Source organism: Litchfieldia stipae (genome assembly GCF_014837155.1).
In the GTDB taxonomy this organism is placed as follows: Bacteria; Bacillota; Bacilli; order Bacillales; family Bacillaceae_L; genus Litchfieldia.
Genome location: NZ_JACYHA010000001.1, coordinates 268,041 through 284,233, shown reverse-complemented (window position 1 = coordinate 284,233; position 16,193 = coordinate 268,041). Strand labels below are relative to the sequence as shown.

Genomic DNA, 16,193 nt, shown 5'->3' with positions numbered 1-16,193 from the left:
TCTTTCATTTCAGTTCCCAATTTGTAAGCATTTATCACACGTATTACCATAGCATTCATGTTGTTCTGCAATTTCTTTACCACAATCAGTACATTTTTTTGCCGGAAGATTTTTGAAGAATTCAGTGCTTTTTATTAACATTTGAAACCCTCCAATCTATTTTGTACTTCAATTGTATTATAACAGTTATTGGAGTGTCAATGACTGTTTTGTAACAATGGTAAAATAATATAAATACCTATATGGATAAGTTATTCTAACAATTAAGGGAAGAATATTTAAAGAAAATCATTATATAAAGGTGGTAAATAACGATGAAGGTAACAGTAATCGGATATTGGGGTGGTTACCCTGGTGTTAATGAAGCAACTTCTGGTTATTTGTTTGAACACGACGGTTTCAAGTTATTGGTTGATTGTGGGAGTGGTGTGCTAGCACAGCTGCAAAATTATATAAAAATCTCAGAACTAGATGCCGTTATTCTTACGCATTATCATCATGATCATGTCGCTGATATTGGACCATTACAATATGCTAGACTGATCTCGTCTTACTTGGATGAAACTACTGAAGAATTGTTAATTTATGGACATCAGGAGGACGGTGAAGCTTTTTCCAATCTAACTTATAAAAAGGTGACAAGAGCTGAAGCATATGATCCTGATCAACATTTAAAGGTAGGTCCATTTTCGATTGCTTTTATGAAAACAAGTCATCCTGCCGTTTGTTATGCGCTGAGAATTGAGGCAGGAGGAGCTGCAATTGTCTTCACAGCAGATTCTAGCTACATTACTGACTTTATTCCTTTTTCAAGGAATGCAGACCTATTAATTTGTGAAACCAATTTATATGCTGAACAAGATGGATCCAAAATGGGCCATATGACTAGTAAAGAGGCTGGAATAATAGCAAAAGAGGCACGAGTTAAGAATCTACTTTTAACTCATTTGCCTCATTACGGTAATCATATGATACTTCTCAAGCAAGCAAGGGAGACATTTCAAGGAAATATATCTCTTGCTAAATCTGGATGGACATTTAAGGGATGAGCAGATATACTAGAGATAGTTTAAAAGATAGCTATATAGGTAGCTATTTTTTAGGGGTTGAAAGTAAGCGGTTTCAAATAAGGGGTTAAGAAAACATAGTATGATTCGTACTATGTTTTCTTTGTGTTCAAAAACATTGTGAAAATTATCCTTGATGTTTATGAAATATTCTGTATAATTTACTACATAAAAGCATAAAAGCATAAAAGTGAGAGAGACAGAAAAAGTACATACAGGGGGAATTAAGATGAGAAAAAAAGGATGGAAATCGTTAGCTGTTGGCTCGTTTGCGAGTTTGTTGTTATTAGCGGGATGTGGGGAAAGTGATTCTACATATAAAGTGGGTATTACTCAAATTGCGGAGCATCCATCCTTAGATGTGGCTGTTGAAGGCTTTCAAAAGGCACTTGAGGATAAGGGTGTAGATGTAGAATACGATATCCAAAATGCTCAAGGTGATCCAAATAATAATATGACGATTGCTAATAACTTTGTTGGGGATAGTGTTGATTTAATCTTTGCAAATTCAACCCCAAGTGCATTAAGTGCATTAAATGCTACAGGTGAAATTCCGATTGTTTTTACTTCGGTTACAGATCCAGTTGGGGCTGAATTAGTTGAAGCAATCGATAAGCCAGGTCCAAATATTACAGGGACGACGGATATGCATCCAGATGCCATTCCTAATACGATTCAATTTATAGCTGAACAATTTCCTGAAACAAAGACAATAGGTATGGTCTATAACTCAGGTGAACAAAATTCAGTTGCACAAGTTGAACTTGTAAATAAGGAGCTTGAGGGCACTGGAATGGCTACTGAATTAGTATCTGTATCAACACCAGCAGAGGTTAAACAAGCAACTGAAGCATTGATTGGAAGAGCTGACGTTATTTATATTATTACAGATAACACAGTCGTATCAGCATTAGATTCAGTTATTCAAGTAGCAAGTGATGAGGATATTCCGCTGTTTGTAGGGGAATTAGATTCAGTAGCAGCTGGCGGATTTGCGGCTTACGGCTTTGATTACTATGAAATTGGTTATGAAGCTGGCGAAATGGCTGCTCAAATTTTACTTGGTGAGAAGACAGCAACAGAACTTCCTGTTCAATATCCACAGAATCTAAGGCTTCAAATCAACAAACAAGCAGCTGAGGATATGGGAATTACACTTAAACCTGAATGGGATGATATAGCTGAATACGTGAACGAATAAGAAAATAGATTTTAGTAGGGTCTGATCCAAATCAGTATCATCACGATGATTAAGAGTGGAGCTGACCCTTCCTTCATTTTACAACTCTAGAAACGACTATCTACTAATAGAAAGGGTCGAAAGATATGCCAACAGCTTTATTTACATCAGTGGAAGCAGGAATTATCTATGCCATTATGGCTCTAGGTGTCTACCTTTCATTTCGAATTCTCGATTTTCCAGATTTAACGGTTGATGGTAGCTTTGTAACTGGTGCTGCTGTTTCAGCTGTTTTAATTGTTAATGGGGTGAATCCCTTTATTGCAACCTTGGCATCACTTGTGGCAGGCTTTATAGCTGGATGTATAACAGGGGTTTTGCATACAAAAGGGAAAATTAATGCATTATTATCAGGGATTTTAATGATGATTGCCTTGTACTCAATCAATTTAAGAATTATGGGTACATCAAATATTTCACTTTTACGTGAAACAACTGTTGTCACACATTTATCAGAATTTTGGAAAGGGCTTGGGCTAGACGAGGGAATCAGAGCTGTACTATCAAGTATTGGACTTACAGGCTTTATCCCTAAGACATGGGCAATCATGTTCTTTATGCTGATTGTGACAGTTATTATTAAATTAATCATCGATCGTTTCTTGAAAACAGAAACAGGCCTTGCTCTAAGAGCTACTGGTGATAATAAAAATATGATTCGTAGTTTTTCTGCAAATACGGATCATTTAACGATTCTAGGTCTAGGGATTTCTAATGCTTTAGTTGCTTTTTCTGGTGGACTGATTGCACAGTATAACGGGTTTAGTGATATTGGAATGGGTATGGGGATGATTATCATTGGGCTTGCTTCAGTTATTATTGGGGAAGCCATCTTTGGAACAAAGACGATTGCTAGAACAACCTTGGCCGTTATTGGTGGGGCAATTATCTATCGAATCGTTGTAACTATTGCCTTGCGTGTCCGTTTTCTTGAAACGGGTGATGTTAAATTAATTACTGCATTGATTGTAGTAGCGGCGTTAATTCTTCCTAAGTTCATCGATCGGCAAAAGGATAAGAAACGTAAAAGTATTCGTATGAAAGAAAGAGCTGCACAAGTGGCAATGGCTAGGGAGGGGAATTAGGTGTTACATTTAAATCAAGTATTCAAAGTATTTAATGAAGGAACCTTAGATGAAAAAATTGCTTTAAATCACCTATCTCTTTCGCTAAAGCCTGGTGACTTTGTAACTGTGATTGGTAGTAATGGAGCTGGAAAGTCTACGGTTATGAATACAATTGCTGGGCGTATTGTTCCTGACATTGGTGCTGTAGTGATTGATGGAAATGATGTAACAAAATTGCCAGAATATAAGCGTGCCAAACTCGTAGGCCGTGTGTTTCAGGATCCAATGGCAGGAACTGCACCAACTATGACCATTGAAGAGAATTTAGCGATAGCCTATTCACGTACAAAACCAAGAACGTTAAAGCTTGGTGTGACGAAGAAAAGGAAAGACTTTTTTAAGGAGCAGCTTGAGACATTGCATCTTGGCTTGGAAAATCGTTTAAATGCAAAAGTCGGCCTATTGTCTGGTGGAGAAAGGCAAGCTCTTTCCTTGTTAATGGCGACTTTCACTGAACCGAAGATTCTATTATTAGATGAACATACTGCAGCACTTGACCCCGCAAGAGCAGAGCTTATTACTAATCTGACGAAAGAAATCGTTGACCGTCATCAATTAACTACCTTAATGGTGACACATAATATGCAGCAGGCTCTTGATTTAGGAAATCGTCTCATAATGATGGATAAAGGACAAATCATTTTTGAGGCAACAGAAGAGGAAAAACAACATCTAACGATTGAACAGTTATTAACTGAATTCCAGCGTATCCGTGGTGAGAAGCTAAATAATGATCGAGCGATTCTTGGTTAATTCTATATGGTTAAAAGGGTGCCAGTAATCATGTAATTAGCATGATTACTGGCATCTTCTTATTTAAAAAGCATTGGATTTGTTATCAGAGTAATATAGTTTACAAAATCATCATAAGTCATTACAATTCATGGAAGAAAGATTAAAAAAAGGGGAAAGCAAATGTCTACAACTTTAGTCATGAAAACACCGTCTGAATTTCGCCAAGGTCTTCAGGCAGGTATCACAATTGCACTTGGATATATGCCGATTGCGCTTACATTTGGATTATTAGCAAAATCAACAGGATTAACTGTTTCAGAAACGGTACTCATGAGTCTTATTGTGTTTGCTGGAGCATCACAGTATATTTCATTAAGCTTGTTAACGGTTGGAACAGGAATGTTTGAAATTATATTAGCTACATTTATCTTAAATATCCGGCACTTTTTAATGAGTGCGAGCTTAAACGAGAAAGTTGAGAAAGATCATCCCATAAAAAAGGCTTTATATTCTTTTGGGGTGACCGATGAGACCTTTTCAGTTTCTGCAGTAAAAGAGGGAACAGTAACCACGGGTTATATGTTCGGTGTCATTTCTATTTCGTATGCGAGTTGGGTTGTTTTTTCTGGTGTGGGTCATGTCATTGGTGCTAGCCTCCCTGCAACTTTACAAGAAGCAATGTCTGTTGCTTTGTATGCAATGTTTGTTGGTTTATTAGTTCCATCAATGAAAAAGCATAAAAAAGTCGTCGTGTTAGCCGCGATTGCAGCAATCTTAAATTCATTATTTGTGTTAATTATGTCAGTCGGCTGGGCAATTGTTGTGTCTACTATCCTATCAGCAGTAGTGGTTGAGTACTGTACTCAATTTTTAAGAAAAGAAGGTAAGAAACATGAATACTAGTATTGTTTGGATGATTATCGGGATGGGAATCGTTACTTACGTTCCAAGAATGCTCCCATTTGTTGCATTAAGTGGGGTGAGATTACCTGCATTTTTACAAGGGGTGTTGAAAAATGTTCCATATGCGACCTTAGGGGCATTGATTATCCCAGGTATTTTTACGATCAATGAGGATATTTGGTTTGGAATCATTGGAGCGGGTGTTGCATTTGCTGTTGCGTATTTAGGTGCGAATGTTATTTTTGTTGTGTTAAGTGCCATCTTAGCTTTAAGTGCATACTCTTATTTCTTTTAAACACCAGGTTTGCCTGGTGTTTTTTTTGAAGGTATTCATAGGGAGAACAATGACTATGATAGAAATAAAAAGACAGGTTCTAAGTGTCCACATTGTTTATTAAAATAATAATAGGGTTTGTACATGAGGAGGGACACATCAAATGAAAAAAATAATTGGTTGGTCAGTAGTAATTTATGCGATTTATGTACTAGCAATGTTTTGGTACTTATTTTATGGAGCAGATACAAAAATCCCATCTGCCTTAATCGGTACGGCTGCAGATCCGATGACATTTCTAAATGATAAAGAACTAATGTTAAGCGAAGAATATTCTAAAATAAGAAATCTACTGTTTTTTATCAATCTTCCATATGATTGGCTTCTGTATTTCTTACTTCTTGTATTAGGGATTTCGATGAAGTTCAGCTCTTGGTCTAAGGCAGTTAGCAAATGGACAATTGTCCAAACCGCCATTTATCTCTTTTATTTAAGTATTGTAGTGGAGGTCTTATCCTATCCACTTAGATGGATTTCGTATACTCTTTCGAAGAATTATCAGATCACAACACAATCCTTTTCAAGCTGGATGAAAGATATCGTCATTGGTTTCTGGGTGGATTATGCCATGATGTTTTTAATTGTTACCGTGGTTTTTTGGCTCATTCGTAAATCACAGAAACGCTGGTGGTTTTACGCTTGGTTATGTTCCATTCCATTTTCACTGTTTTTAATGTTTTTTCAACCAGTGGTCATTGATCCACTATACAATGACTTTTATCCGTTAAAGGATAAAGAACTGGAAAGCAAGATCCTAGCGCTTGCATCTGAAGCAGATATACCAGCAGAACACGTCTATGAAGTCAATATGTCTGAAAAAACAAACGCCTTGAATGCATATGTAACAGGAATTGGTTCAAACTCGAGGATTGTATTATGGGATACAACATTGGAGCGTTTAAATGATGAAGAAATTTTGTTTATCATGGCTCATGAAATGGGACATTATGTGATGAAGCATATTTATGTTGGGATTGCAGGTTATTTAATCATGACTTTGATTGGCTTGTTTATCGTAAATAAATTGTTGCAGGTAATCATCGGCCGTTGGGGGCATGTTCTTAAGGTTAAGGGGATCAGTGATATCTCGATGCTTCCGCTGTTCTTACTACTGATTTCAGTTCTTACATTCATAGCTTCTCCGGTGGAAAATGCGGTTTCAAGGCATCAGGAAAGGGCTGCTGATACATATGCTATTGAGCTGACAGGAGATCAGGATGCGGCAATCCGTACATTTCAAGAGCTAACGCGGGCTGGATTAAGCCAGGTGAATCCACCGTATTTAGTTAAACTATTTAGATATGGCCATCCAACCATGCTTGAGCGAATTACTTATTTAGACACATATCAACAAGAGCAGAAGTAGAAAAATTGTACAAATAAAAAAATGGCCTTTAAAATGGCCATTTTTTTATGGTATGAAGGTTAATCGATGATTTGTTGATTTCTAGATTCGAAATGTTTGATGGCTTGAAGAATTCTAGCACTCATCATCCATAGTCCTACACCAGTAAAAAAGAGAAGATAAAACACATCCTTGGATAACGCAATTTCAATGAGATGTAGCCCTGCTATTGCGAAAGTCAATAGCCCAAAAAAGAATAGAATAGTTGGTACCTGTTTCAGTTTCATGTGAATCATGCTCCTTGCTTAGATTTTCATTAAGAAGCAGAAGTGAGTAATTTCTTATATTCATCTGCAAGTTCATAAAATAATGGTTGGTTCCTAGAATCAATGGCATCATTAATCTTTTCTTCTAAAATGTCCTTTTTTCTCTTAAACACGGCTTCATCAATGATCATTTGAATATAAATGTCGAGAATTCTAACTTGATCCTTCTTCTTCATTCGACCGCGAGCCTTCATCATTTCAGTGTACGATTTTTCATTTTTCAAAATGGTTCACCTCTGATCGCTTATTTTTTATTATAAGGATTAAATACCAATGAATCAACTGAATTTTTAGACTTTTTAGAAAATATATTTAAAGGGAGTACTTAAATAATATGCATGGTTAGAGGGTTTCATGCTTTGAGATTTGAAAAAAAGTGATAAAATAAAGGAGTTGAGAAAAAATAGATTAAAATCTACTTAAAGGATGATGAAAGGTGCTTTTCATAAATAATCAAGGAATTACTGATCCTCGTATTAATTTGGCGATTGAAGAATATGCAGTAAAAAATTTAGATATCAATGAAACTTATTTACTCTTTTATATAAATGAGCCGTCTATTATTATTGGTAAAAATCAAAATACGATTGAAGAGATTAATACAAAGTATGTAGAAGAAAATGGGATCCATGTTGTTCGCAGACTTTCTGGTGGTGGAGCGGTCTACCATGATTTAGGGAATTTGAATTTCAGCTTTATTACGAAGGATGATGGGCAGAGTTTTCATAACTTTAGAAAGTTCACAGAACCAGTCATTAATGCCCTGAAAGCGATTGGAGTAGAAGCTGAGTTAAGTGGCCGAAATGATATATTAGTTGATGGTAGAAAGATTTCAGGTAATGCACAGTTTTCAACGAAGGGCAGAATGTTCAGTCATGGCACACTAATGTTCAACTCAGAAATTGATCATGTGGTAGCTGCACTTAATGTGAAAAAGGAAAAGATTGAATCAAAAGGAATTAAATCAATCCGTAGTCGAGTGGCTAACATAGCTGAGTTTCTTGATAGTGAAATGACGATTGAAGAGTTTAGAGGGCTTCTTTTACGCTATATTTTTAATGAATCTGATGATATTCAAACCTATGAATTGACAGACTCTGATTGGGAAAAGATTCATGAAATTTCTAAAGAGCATTATCAAAACTGGGAATGGAATTACGGAAAATCTCCTTCATTTAATCTACAGCATTCACACCGCTTTCCTGTTGGTCATATTGATGTGAGGCTGGAGGTTCAAAAAGGAGTTATTGAAAATTGTAAAATTTATGGTGATTTCTTTGGTGTAGGTGATGTTTCAGAAATCGAACAGCTCTTAACTGGTACACGTTATAATAAACAGGATATTGAAAATGTATTGGAAGATGTTGAGATTAAGCATTATTTCGGTAATGTAACAAAAGAGGAATTCGTTAACCTTGTTTACTAATTCTTTTTTGTTGTTCATGTGATCATCTTGTATCATTTCTGGCATTTTAATCCATGCTAGAGAGTGGAGGTGCTTACTAATGACAAAGGATCCAAAAGCGAATAAAGAAATGCCGAGTTCAACACCACTTAACCCAATGGTTGGTATGACAGCTGGTCTAGATACAAATAATCCACTTGTATCAGAAGCTACATATGCTGGTGACTCATTGGATGAACATGTAACCATGGAAGAAGCAAATTCTTACCTTGCTGAAAAAGAAATTAATCAGGTGTTTGATAATCAGTAGAAAAAACAATCCCCAACCAAAAATCGGGGATTGTTTTTTTGTTTGAAATGAATATTATTGACTATTCATTCGAAGAAAATTTGAAATATTTGTGAAAATATAGATATTTCTGTCATTAAATGTTAGTGTTTGTAAGTAGAATGACCTATAAAATTGATTAGGAGGAATATACTATGGATAAACAAAATGAAAAAAATGAAATGAAAAGCTTGAAAAGGTGTTTGGATGATTATGAAATAAATCCTTATACAATGATTATTCTCCCTGTACCGTATGGCCGGAAAATTTACTCTATTGTGATAGAAATGGAGGAAGAATTTTTGGTGAAGCTCAAGCCAATGGAGATTATCGATCGAAGCTGCAAGTATTTCGGAAGTTCTTTCAAGGGAAGGAAGGAGGGAACTCGAGAATTAATGGGAATTACTCACAAGCCTCCAATCATTATAGAACCCTCTCATCACATGTTTTTCTTTCCAACAGTATCACCGACTAGCTCAGATTGTGCGTGGCTTTCACATTCACATATCATTAATCACTCTGCCGCAGGAATCGGAACAACAAAGGTCATCTTTCAAAATAATAAATCGATTTTCTTAGATATATCCAAAGGTTCTTTTGAAAATCAATTTTATCATACAGCACAATTAAGAACGATTATCTCCAGTCGGATGGAAAATAAGACCCACCCTTATGTCACCAAGATGCCTCCTACAAAGCTAGAGGAATTTATATCTGAGGATATGTTTGATCTGAATAATTACGGATTGGATTCCGAATAATAATTACTTCCACTTAGGTATTTTTCCAATAGCTTTGACACTTCAGTTCGAATTCGTGGATTAAAGTAATTATGTTTTTCCTCCCAGCCATTTATGATAAATAGGAAAAGCGTAAATGCTTCATCTCTTTCTAATTGCATAGCTTTCATCTTTTCTTCTTTCATTTTTACTTTTATCTGATAAAGATCTTTTTGAACCTTCCTCATCGTCTGATCTATTAGGTTGGCATAGGGCTTCTTGAGTTTGAAAGGTGCAGTGTTTATAATGTCCAAGTCCCGACTCAAAACCGTCAAAACCATTGGTAGAAAGACAGATTGTTCAAAAATGAACCGATGCTCCTCAGAAATTCTTGTCATGTGTACCCCTCCAAAATAGAACGTATGTTTGTATATATAATATATAAGAATTTAATCAAAGATGCAATTAGTTTATAATATGGGGCAGGAGAAAATATTTCCATTATCGAATGTTCATTGTTACATGCTATATGACATAAGAGCATCTATATTCTTATTTAAAAAGGACGGGATTTTAGATTGAAGCAAAAAAGAGGGATCATCGCAGAAGATCTATATGAATTAAAGTCTGTAGGTGGAGTTGAATTAACCCCTGACGGTAGTCATTATGCCTATGTGCAAACACAGATTGATCGTGAGAAGCATGAATATATGTCCCATGTGTTTGTAGGAGATGTAAAAGGAGGAGAACAGGTTCAATGGACATTTGGAAACGCTAGAGATACTTCTCCAAAGTGGTCCCCAGACGGAAGTTGCTTAGCCTTTGTTTCAAATCGAACAGGGCAATCACAACTATATATAATCAATGCCAATGGTGGAGAAGCAAAGCAAATCACCTTTTGTAAAAATGGTGCAAGAAATCCGATATGGTCTCCTGATAGTTCAAGTATATTATTTGCAACCTATATAGAGATAAACGAAGATGTGATAGATGTTGATAAAAAGCAACAGCAGTTAGCGATCATTAATATCGAGACATTAGCAATCACACAAATTATTGAAGGTCAGCACGATTATACTCCTGGATGCTGGTCACCAGATGGATCGCAAATTGTATTTTCTGCTGATTTAACAGATGAACTTGATTTTCAATTGGTGGCAGATGTCTATATTATGGATTTAACTGATAAAAAGATGAAAAAATTAACGAACAGTAATGGTTATTTTGGAAATACAACTTGGTCTCCAGATGGTCACTACATAGCGATGATTGGCCATGAAAAGGAATATGATAGCGCAACTCTTTCAAGGATATGGGTCTACGATGTAAAGAATGAACATTTATCCTGTTTAACTACCTATTGGGATGTTGAGATTGGTGATGTAGCAATTGGAGACTTTCATTCGGGAAACAGTAACCCTGGAATCGTTTGGACAGAGGATAGTCATGGTTTTTATTTTATCATGAGTGACCATGGTAACACAGGGGTCTACTACGGAACATTAGAAGGCGAAATGTATCCGTCACTTCTTGAAAATCAGCATGTATATTGCTTATCTGTCGACTCAAAAAATCATAAAGCTATTGTAGGAATCAGTACTCCGACGCATCCTGGAGATTTGTACTCTATTGATTTAAGCACTGGTGAATTGAAGCAACTTACATATGTAAATGATGACAACCTTCTGAACATTGAGCTTTCTGCTGCAGAACCATTTACTTGTAAAGCACCTGATGGCTGGGATATTCATGGATGGGTGATGAAGCCTATCGGATTTGAAGAAGGTAAGCAATATCCAACCATTATAGAGGTTCATGGCGGCACTCAAGTCATGTTTGCAAACTCGTATTTTCATGAATTTCAAGTACTAGCGGCTAAGGGATTTGCAGTTGTTTACACGAATCCAAGAGGTAGTTTTGGATATGGACAAGAATTTATTCAAGCTGCTTTAGGGGACAATGGCAGAAAGGATTACTTAGATGTCATGGCAGCCACCAAATATGTAGAGGGGAATTTCTGTTTTGTTGAGAAGCATACAGCAAGATATGTTCACTTTCTTGATGCTAATCATGAACTGTCCAAAGGTGGAAATCCAAAGCTTCGCATTGATCGTCTCAATCATATTAAGGATTGGTTTGTTGAATACTTAGGCTAAATAATCACCTTGCATGAAATGGTCCCCATTTGGCACATATTATGCAAGGTCTTTTTATATTGCAATTGCAACAATCTTTACGAAAAACTGCTTTCAAAAAGAAAAGAAAAAAGTGTAAAATAAAAGAGAAGTGGTCAATGCTATATATATTAACTTTTTACATCGATGAACGATTCAAAATTCCTTTCTTATTAAGGAGAATTTGCATGGAGTTTGATCTGTTTAAGGAATGGTTTACACTTGAAAATATACAAGAATTATTAAGCGAGTATCGCTCTTTTGGTCCTTTACCTGGAATCATCTTACCGATGCTAGAAGCGTTTATTCCAATTCTACCATTAGTGGTATTTATAATGGCAAATGCAGCTGCATTTGGACTTTGGATGGGATTCATTTATTCATGGGTTGGAGCTTGTGGAGGAGCACTTATTGTCTTTTTTCTGGTGAGAAAATACGGACAAAAACGTTTTTTCTCATTTGTTAGTCGACATGGAAAAATAAAGAAGCTTATGGATTGGATTGAGCGGCATGGATTTGGTCCATTATTCCTCATTCTTTGTTTTCCATTTACTCCATCTTCAGCGATAAATTTAGTGGCAGGCCTGTCGAAAATAAAGACAAGCCAGTTTGTCTTAGCTGTACTATGTGGAAAGCTTGTGATGGTTTTTATGGTAAGTTTTATTGGCTATGACGTCCGTGCTTTATTTCAACAGCCTATTCGTACAGCCATTGCTGCTATCATTATCGTAATCCTATGGTTAGTCGGAAAACAGTTTGAAAAGTCGTTTGCACAGGCCCCCTTAAAAAAAACAAACGAGTGAAATAACTATATGTTGGAATCTTATGTGTGAATTGTTAGAATTATCTTATAATGGTTTGGGGGGACTAAAGTATGGAGAAAAATACCACTCGTACAAAAAAACGACTACTACTAATCTTCATCATGTGTATTTTGACAGTGGTTTTCTTTCGTTCTTTTGTTTTTACAGACTATGAGGTTGAAGGAGAGTCAATGATGCCGACCCTTCAAGATGGTAATTTGCTACTCGTAAATAAAGTGGGTGCTCGTTTCGGTGACCTGAAACGATTTGATATCGTTGTCTTTCAAGGGGTAAGCGATAATTATGTAAAAAGAATAATTGGTTTACCAGGGGATTATCTCGAATATATAGATGATACGCTTTACATAAATGAAAAAAAAGTAGAAGAACCATTTCTAAGTACATATAAATTAAAGCTTGTTGGTGGAAAGTTAACAGGGGATTTTTCACTCGAAGAAATAACAGGTGAATCTGTTGTACCAAAGGATTCCTATTTTGTGATTGGAGACAATCGATTGGGAAGTTGGGATAGTCGCCATTACGGTTTTATTAAGAAGGATCAAATAGTTGGTAAAGTAAATCTAAGGTATTGGCCACCAGGAGATTGGTATATTGACTTTGATTAGTTCAGTAGGGGGACTTTTTATGAAAAGGAGCACTGCTCAGATAAAAGCAATTATGGTTGCTGATCAACATGAATCATTTGTGACACGACGAATTCAAGAGATAGGCCTTGAATTTGGTGGGATTAGAGGAGATCGTCATTTTGGTGTAACAGCTAAAGCGGATTCTCGTCAACCTATGTATGAAAGAGGGACTGAGATATTAAATCGCAGACAGCTAACGGTGGTTTCAAAAGAACAACTAGACATGATTGCACAAGAGCTAGGCGTAGAGGAAGTGCTTCCAGAGTGGTTGGGGGCAAATATACTGATTGAAGGTTTTGGAGATATTACATCCTTACCAATGGGTTCACGGATTCTATTTCCAAATGGGACTGGTTTAATTTGTATGGGAGAAAATAAACCATGTATTCATCCAGGAGAAATGATTCAACAACATTATCCATCCCAACCAAAGCTAGCTTCTAGATTTGTCAAAGCTGGCTACAAACGACGAGGAATTGTTTGCGCAGTGGAACGTCCTGGGCAAATTACGGTTGATGATGAAGTAAAGATTCTCATTAATGATTTTGATAATCCGATGCAGTGACTTGAGTAGCAGGTAAAGAAGCCTGCATATGTTTTTTTTCAATACATACTAGATTGATAGGAGCTAAGAGCATGGTGCTTCAACGGATAAAAAAACGAAAATGGATGATCCCAATCCTCCTGCTGGTTATAGGAGGATTAATTTATGTTGGATATTTACATGTTAATATCGTTAATTCAGCCAATCAAGACATTGTAAGGGATGCTGATTATGTCATTATTTTAGGGGCAAGAGTGAAGGGGACAACTCCGTCTTTGTCACTTCAGTATCGAATTGATGCTGCTGCAGAATACTTAAAAGAAAATGAACATACAATTGCGATTGCTTCAGGTGGCCAAGGCACAGGTGAAGATATATCAGAGGCAGAAGCCATTAAGACTGAATTAATCAAACACGGAATAAGTGAAGCTAGAATTCTATTAGAGAATCAATCTACATCGACTAATGAAAATATACAATTCTCAAAAAGGCTAATTTCTGATGATATGAAGACAGGTCTGCTTGTTACGAACGATTATCATGTCTTTAGAGCAACAATGATTGCCAATGATTATGGCCTTAATCTTGAGGGAATCCCTGCAAAGACACCAACAATTGCGATACCAAAATCATATATAAGAGAATATATGGCCTTAACTAAATACTACTTGCTGAAATACACTCCTTTTTAAAACTCCGTATTGGAGTTTTTTTACAAATTTTAATGTAAAGTTGACTTGACAAATTGTATGGTTAACTTTACAATTAAGTTATAAATTTATGAAAGGTTGCATTTCATGAAATTATTAAACCGAGTTAAGGAATTAAGAGCAAAACATAACTTTACTCAAACAATGCTTGCTGAAGCTGTTGGAGTGACAAGACAAACGATTGTTGCTTTAGAAAAAGGCAGCTATGTCCCTTCTTTACTTCTTGCAATGAAGATTGCACGTACCTTTCATTTAACTGTGGAAGAGATTTTTTATTCGGAGGATGAGGAAGAATGAATGTAATTAGAAATATTATCGCTTCAATCGTATTAATTGCATTATTTGGTTGGGCAATGTCTATTCTTTACTTAACGTATGTCAATTTTGCTGAAATCATTAAAAATCCAGAACTACCTATGGAAATGGAAATCCAATTGATTCCAATAATATTATTCATCGTTATAGGTGGATTGATTACAGTGTTTTTATTTAAGATAAATAAAAAGAAGCATTATTCATGGAGAAAGATTCTTTTCTTACCCACAGAGCTTGAAGAGGCAGATGAGAGGGAACAACAGATAACTGCACAAGCATGTAGATCTTCATACATCAGTATGTGGATTGCTGCTCCAATTGTAACGGCATTATTATTTATCTACCCATTCATCTCTGAGAGCATGCCATATTATCCAATCATCATAATATTGTTATTACCAACCATTCAATTGATTTCTTATGGTGTAACCTGGAAACGGGAATCAAGAATATAGCAGATGAGAAAGGCTTCTGATTCGTTGCTAATGTCAGGAGCTTTCTTTATAATATGAACTAGAAAATAATGGAGTTGATACAGCATGGAGCAACAAGTAATGTTTGATTTTTGGTATTTGAAGTCAGAGGAAATTGAATTAGATGGCACTGAATCAGGGGCCATTTCGTATGAAGTAGCAATCGGGGTTTTTGGAGATGCAGAGCTAGAACATCAATTGGATGATATTCGAATTACTGGATTAATCAAAGAAGATATGCTTGCATTTTCAATCATCCATCCACCTACACTTTTTCAAAAACTAGAAGAAGAAGGATTATTTAATATCATTGAGGAAATAAAAGCGACAGGTTTTTATTTTGTGATGGGTGAGAAACAATTACTTGAATCATAAGGGACAATAGAATGTCTTAAGTTAGGAGGCTCACATGAATATACTTTGGGATTTTGATGGAACACTTTTTGATACATATCCTGTATTTACGGAGACTCTTGCTCGTATTTTGCCAGAGCACACACCAAAAGAGAAAATTTATGAACATTTAAAAGTCTCATTCTCGCATGCAACACAGTTCTTTAAGTTAACTGAGGAACAAATTAAGCAATATCATTCCTTCGAGGAGAGAGTACCCATTAGTGAAATTAAACCATTTCCTGGTGTGGAGGATATTCTCAAATTTGCGACTAAAAATGTGATTATGACACATAAGCCTAGGAAAGCGGTACAAGCCATCTTAGCGTTTTATCACTTTGATCAGTACTTTGCAGAGATCGTTGCTGGAGATGATGGGTTTCCTAGAAAGCCAGATTCTGCTTCCTATGAATACCTTCATGAGAGGCATCAGCTTGACTTAGCGATTGGTGATCGCTTGCTTGATATTATCCCGGCGAAGAAAATTGGACTGAAGACAGGTCTTTTTCAGAATCACAGTGAAGGTGCCGATTTTTATTTAGATCATTATCAAGATTTTTTCACTAAGATTACAAAATAAAGCTGTAGAATCATGCCTATTGCAT

At 36.0% G+C, this 16,193-nt stretch carries 23 protein-coding genes; 19 read left to right on the top strand and 4 right to left on the bottom strand.

Translation table 11 applies throughout. The features are described 5' to 3' along the window. Positions 1 to 9: 9 nt before the first annotated feature. Positions 10 to 141: a protein YhfH gene (gene yhfH / locus F7888_RS01385; protein ID WP_191776499.1), complete on the bottom strand. Its 132-nt coding sequence runs from the start codon at positions 139 to 141 to the stop codon at positions 10 to 12. A gap of 173 nt (positions 142 to 314) precedes the next feature. Here yhfH and F7888_RS01380 point away from each other — a divergent pair, with 173 nt between their 5' ends. The 7 genes from F7888_RS01380 to F7888_RS01350 all read left to right on the top strand — a co-directional run bounded on the left by F7888_RS01380 (position 315) and on the right by F7888_RS01350 (position 6,772). Then, positions 315 to 1,049 (top strand): MBL fold metallo-hydrolase, encoded by a 735-nt coding sequence (locus F7888_RS01380; RefSeq protein ID WP_191776497.1) that lies wholly within the window; start codon positions 315 to 317, stop codon positions 1,047 to 1,049. A gap of 247 nt (positions 1,050 to 1,296) precedes the next feature. Next, on the top strand, positions 1,297 to 2,268 hold the full coding sequence (locus F7888_RS01375; protein WP_191776495.1) for an ABC transporter substrate-binding protein: 972 nt from the start codon (positions 1,297 to 1,299) through the stop codon (positions 2,266 to 2,268). 125 nt (positions 2,269 to 2,393) lie between these two features. Beyond that, complete coding sequence (locus tag F7888_RS01370) at positions 2,394 to 3,392, top strand: ABC transporter permease (protein ID WP_191776494.1); 999 nt, start codon at positions 2,394 to 2,396, stop codon at positions 3,390 to 3,392. Further along, positions 3,393 to 4,187, top strand: coding sequence for an ABC transporter ATP-binding protein (locus tag F7888_RS01365; protein ID WP_191776491.1), 795 nt, complete (start codon positions 3,393 to 3,395; stop codon positions 4,185 to 4,187). Positions 4,188 to 4,349: 162 nt separating this feature from the next. Next, entirely contained in the window at positions 4,350 to 5,072 is a 723-nt protein-coding gene (locus F7888_RS01360; RefSeq protein WP_191776488.1) for an AzlC family ABC transporter permease, read from the top strand. Continuing rightward, on the top strand, positions 5,062 to 5,367 hold the full coding sequence (locus F7888_RS01355; protein WP_191776485.1) for an AzlD domain-containing protein: 306 nt from the start codon (positions 5,062 to 5,064) through the stop codon (positions 5,365 to 5,367). The genes F7888_RS01360 and F7888_RS01355 overlap by 11 nt, the downstream gene beginning before the upstream one ends. A 142-nt stretch (positions 5,368 to 5,509) precedes the next feature. Continuing rightward, positions 5,510 to 6,772: a M48 family metallopeptidase gene (locus F7888_RS01350; RefSeq protein ID WP_191776482.1), complete on the top strand. Its 1,263-nt coding sequence runs from the start codon at positions 5,510 to 5,512 to the stop codon at positions 6,770 to 6,772. A gap of 59 nt (positions 6,773 to 6,831) precedes the next feature. Here the strand turns inward: F7888_RS01350 and F7888_RS01345 are convergent, their stop codons facing one another. Both F7888_RS01345 and F7888_RS01340 read right to left on the bottom strand, forming a co-directional pair. Continuing rightward, a complete protein-coding gene (locus F7888_RS01345) occupies positions 6,832 to 7,038 on the bottom strand; it encodes a hypothetical protein (protein ID WP_191776479.1) in 207 nt (68 codons plus the stop codon). 29 nt (positions 7,039 to 7,067) lie between these two features. Then, positions 7,068 to 7,301, bottom strand: coding sequence for an IDEAL domain-containing protein (locus F7888_RS01340; RefSeq protein ID WP_191776476.1), 234 nt, complete (start codon positions 7,299 to 7,301; stop codon positions 7,068 to 7,070). 212 nt (positions 7,302 to 7,513) lie between these two features. Between F7888_RS01340 and F7888_RS01335 the strand changes: the two genes are divergently transcribed. The 3 genes from F7888_RS01335 to F7888_RS01325 all read left to right on the top strand — a co-directional run bounded on the left by F7888_RS01335 (position 7,514) and on the right by F7888_RS01325 (position 9,571). After that, entirely contained in the window at positions 7,514 to 8,503 is a 990-nt protein-coding gene (locus tag F7888_RS01335; RefSeq protein ID WP_191776473.1) for a lipoate--protein ligase, read from the top strand. Positions 8,504 to 8,582: 79 nt separating this feature from the next. Beyond that, positions 8,583 to 8,792 carry a hypothetical protein gene (locus F7888_RS01330; protein WP_191776470.1) on the top strand — a complete coding sequence of 70 codons (210 nt, stop codon included), beginning with the start codon at positions 8,583 to 8,585 and terminating at the stop codon, positions 8,790 to 8,792. A gap of 173 nt (positions 8,793 to 8,965) precedes the next feature. Next, positions 8,966 to 9,571, top strand: a complete 606-nt coding sequence (locus tag F7888_RS01325) for a competence protein ComK (protein ID WP_225228528.1) — start codon at positions 8,966 to 8,968, stop codon at positions 9,569 to 9,571. Here F7888_RS01325 and F7888_RS01320 read toward each other — a convergent pair. Next, the gene (locus tag F7888_RS01320; RefSeq protein WP_191776467.1) at positions 9,550 to 9,927 is read right to left on the bottom strand and encodes a hypothetical protein; all 378 of its coding nucleotides are present in this window, start codon (positions 9,925 to 9,927) and stop codon (positions 9,550 to 9,552) included. The genes F7888_RS01325 and F7888_RS01320 overlap by 22 nt on opposite strands. Before the next feature lie 180 nt (positions 9,928 to 10,107). Here F7888_RS01320 and F7888_RS01315 point away from each other — a divergent pair, with 180 nt between their 5' ends. From F7888_RS01315 to F7888_RS01275, 9 genes are all read left to right on the top strand, one after another. Next, the gene (locus F7888_RS01315; protein ID WP_191776464.1) at positions 10,108 to 11,685 is read left to right on the top strand and encodes a S9 family peptidase; all 1,578 of its coding nucleotides are present in this window, start codon (positions 10,108 to 10,110) and stop codon (positions 11,683 to 11,685) included. Positions 11,686 to 11,891: 206 nt separating this feature from the next. Further along, positions 11,892 to 12,506 (top strand): TVP38/TMEM64 family protein, encoded by a 615-nt coding sequence (locus F7888_RS01310; RefSeq protein WP_191776462.1) that lies wholly within the window; start codon positions 11,892 to 11,894, stop codon positions 12,504 to 12,506. 71 nt (positions 12,507 to 12,577) lie between these two features. Continuing rightward, positions 12,578 to 13,132, top strand: a complete 555-nt coding sequence (lepB, locus tag F7888_RS01305; RefSeq protein ID WP_191776459.1) for a signal peptidase I — start codon at positions 12,578 to 12,580, stop codon at positions 13,130 to 13,132. Between the two features lie 19 nt (positions 13,133 to 13,151). After that, entirely contained in the window at positions 13,152 to 13,718 is a 567-nt protein-coding gene (locus F7888_RS01300; RefSeq protein WP_191776456.1) for an MOSC domain-containing protein, read from the top strand. Between the two features lie 86 nt (positions 13,719 to 13,804). Beyond that, positions 13,805 to 14,389, top strand: a complete 585-nt coding sequence (locus tag F7888_RS01295; protein WP_191776776.1) for a YdcF family protein — start codon at positions 13,805 to 13,807, stop codon at positions 14,387 to 14,389. Between the two features lie 105 nt (positions 14,390 to 14,494). Beyond that, entirely contained in the window at positions 14,495 to 14,704 is a 210-nt protein-coding gene (locus F7888_RS01290; RefSeq protein ID WP_191776454.1) for a helix-turn-helix transcriptional regulator, read from the top strand. Next, positions 14,701 to 15,177, top strand: coding sequence for a hypothetical protein (locus F7888_RS01285; protein WP_191776451.1), 477 nt, complete (start codon positions 14,701 to 14,703; stop codon positions 15,175 to 15,177). The genes F7888_RS01290 and F7888_RS01285 overlap by 4 nt, the downstream gene beginning before the upstream one ends. Before the next feature lie 84 nt (positions 15,178 to 15,261). Further along, positions 15,262 to 15,570 carry a hypothetical protein gene (locus F7888_RS01280; protein WP_191776448.1) on the top strand — a complete coding sequence of 103 codons (309 nt, stop codon included), beginning with the start codon at positions 15,262 to 15,264 and terminating at the stop codon, positions 15,568 to 15,570. A 34-nt stretch (positions 15,571 to 15,604) separates the two neighbouring features. Continuing rightward, positions 15,605 to 16,168: an HAD-IA family hydrolase gene (locus tag F7888_RS01275; RefSeq protein ID WP_191776446.1), complete on the top strand. Its 564-nt coding sequence runs from the start codon at positions 15,605 to 15,607 to the stop codon at positions 16,166 to 16,168. The last annotated feature ends 25 nt before the right edge of the window (positions 16,169 to 16,193 follow it).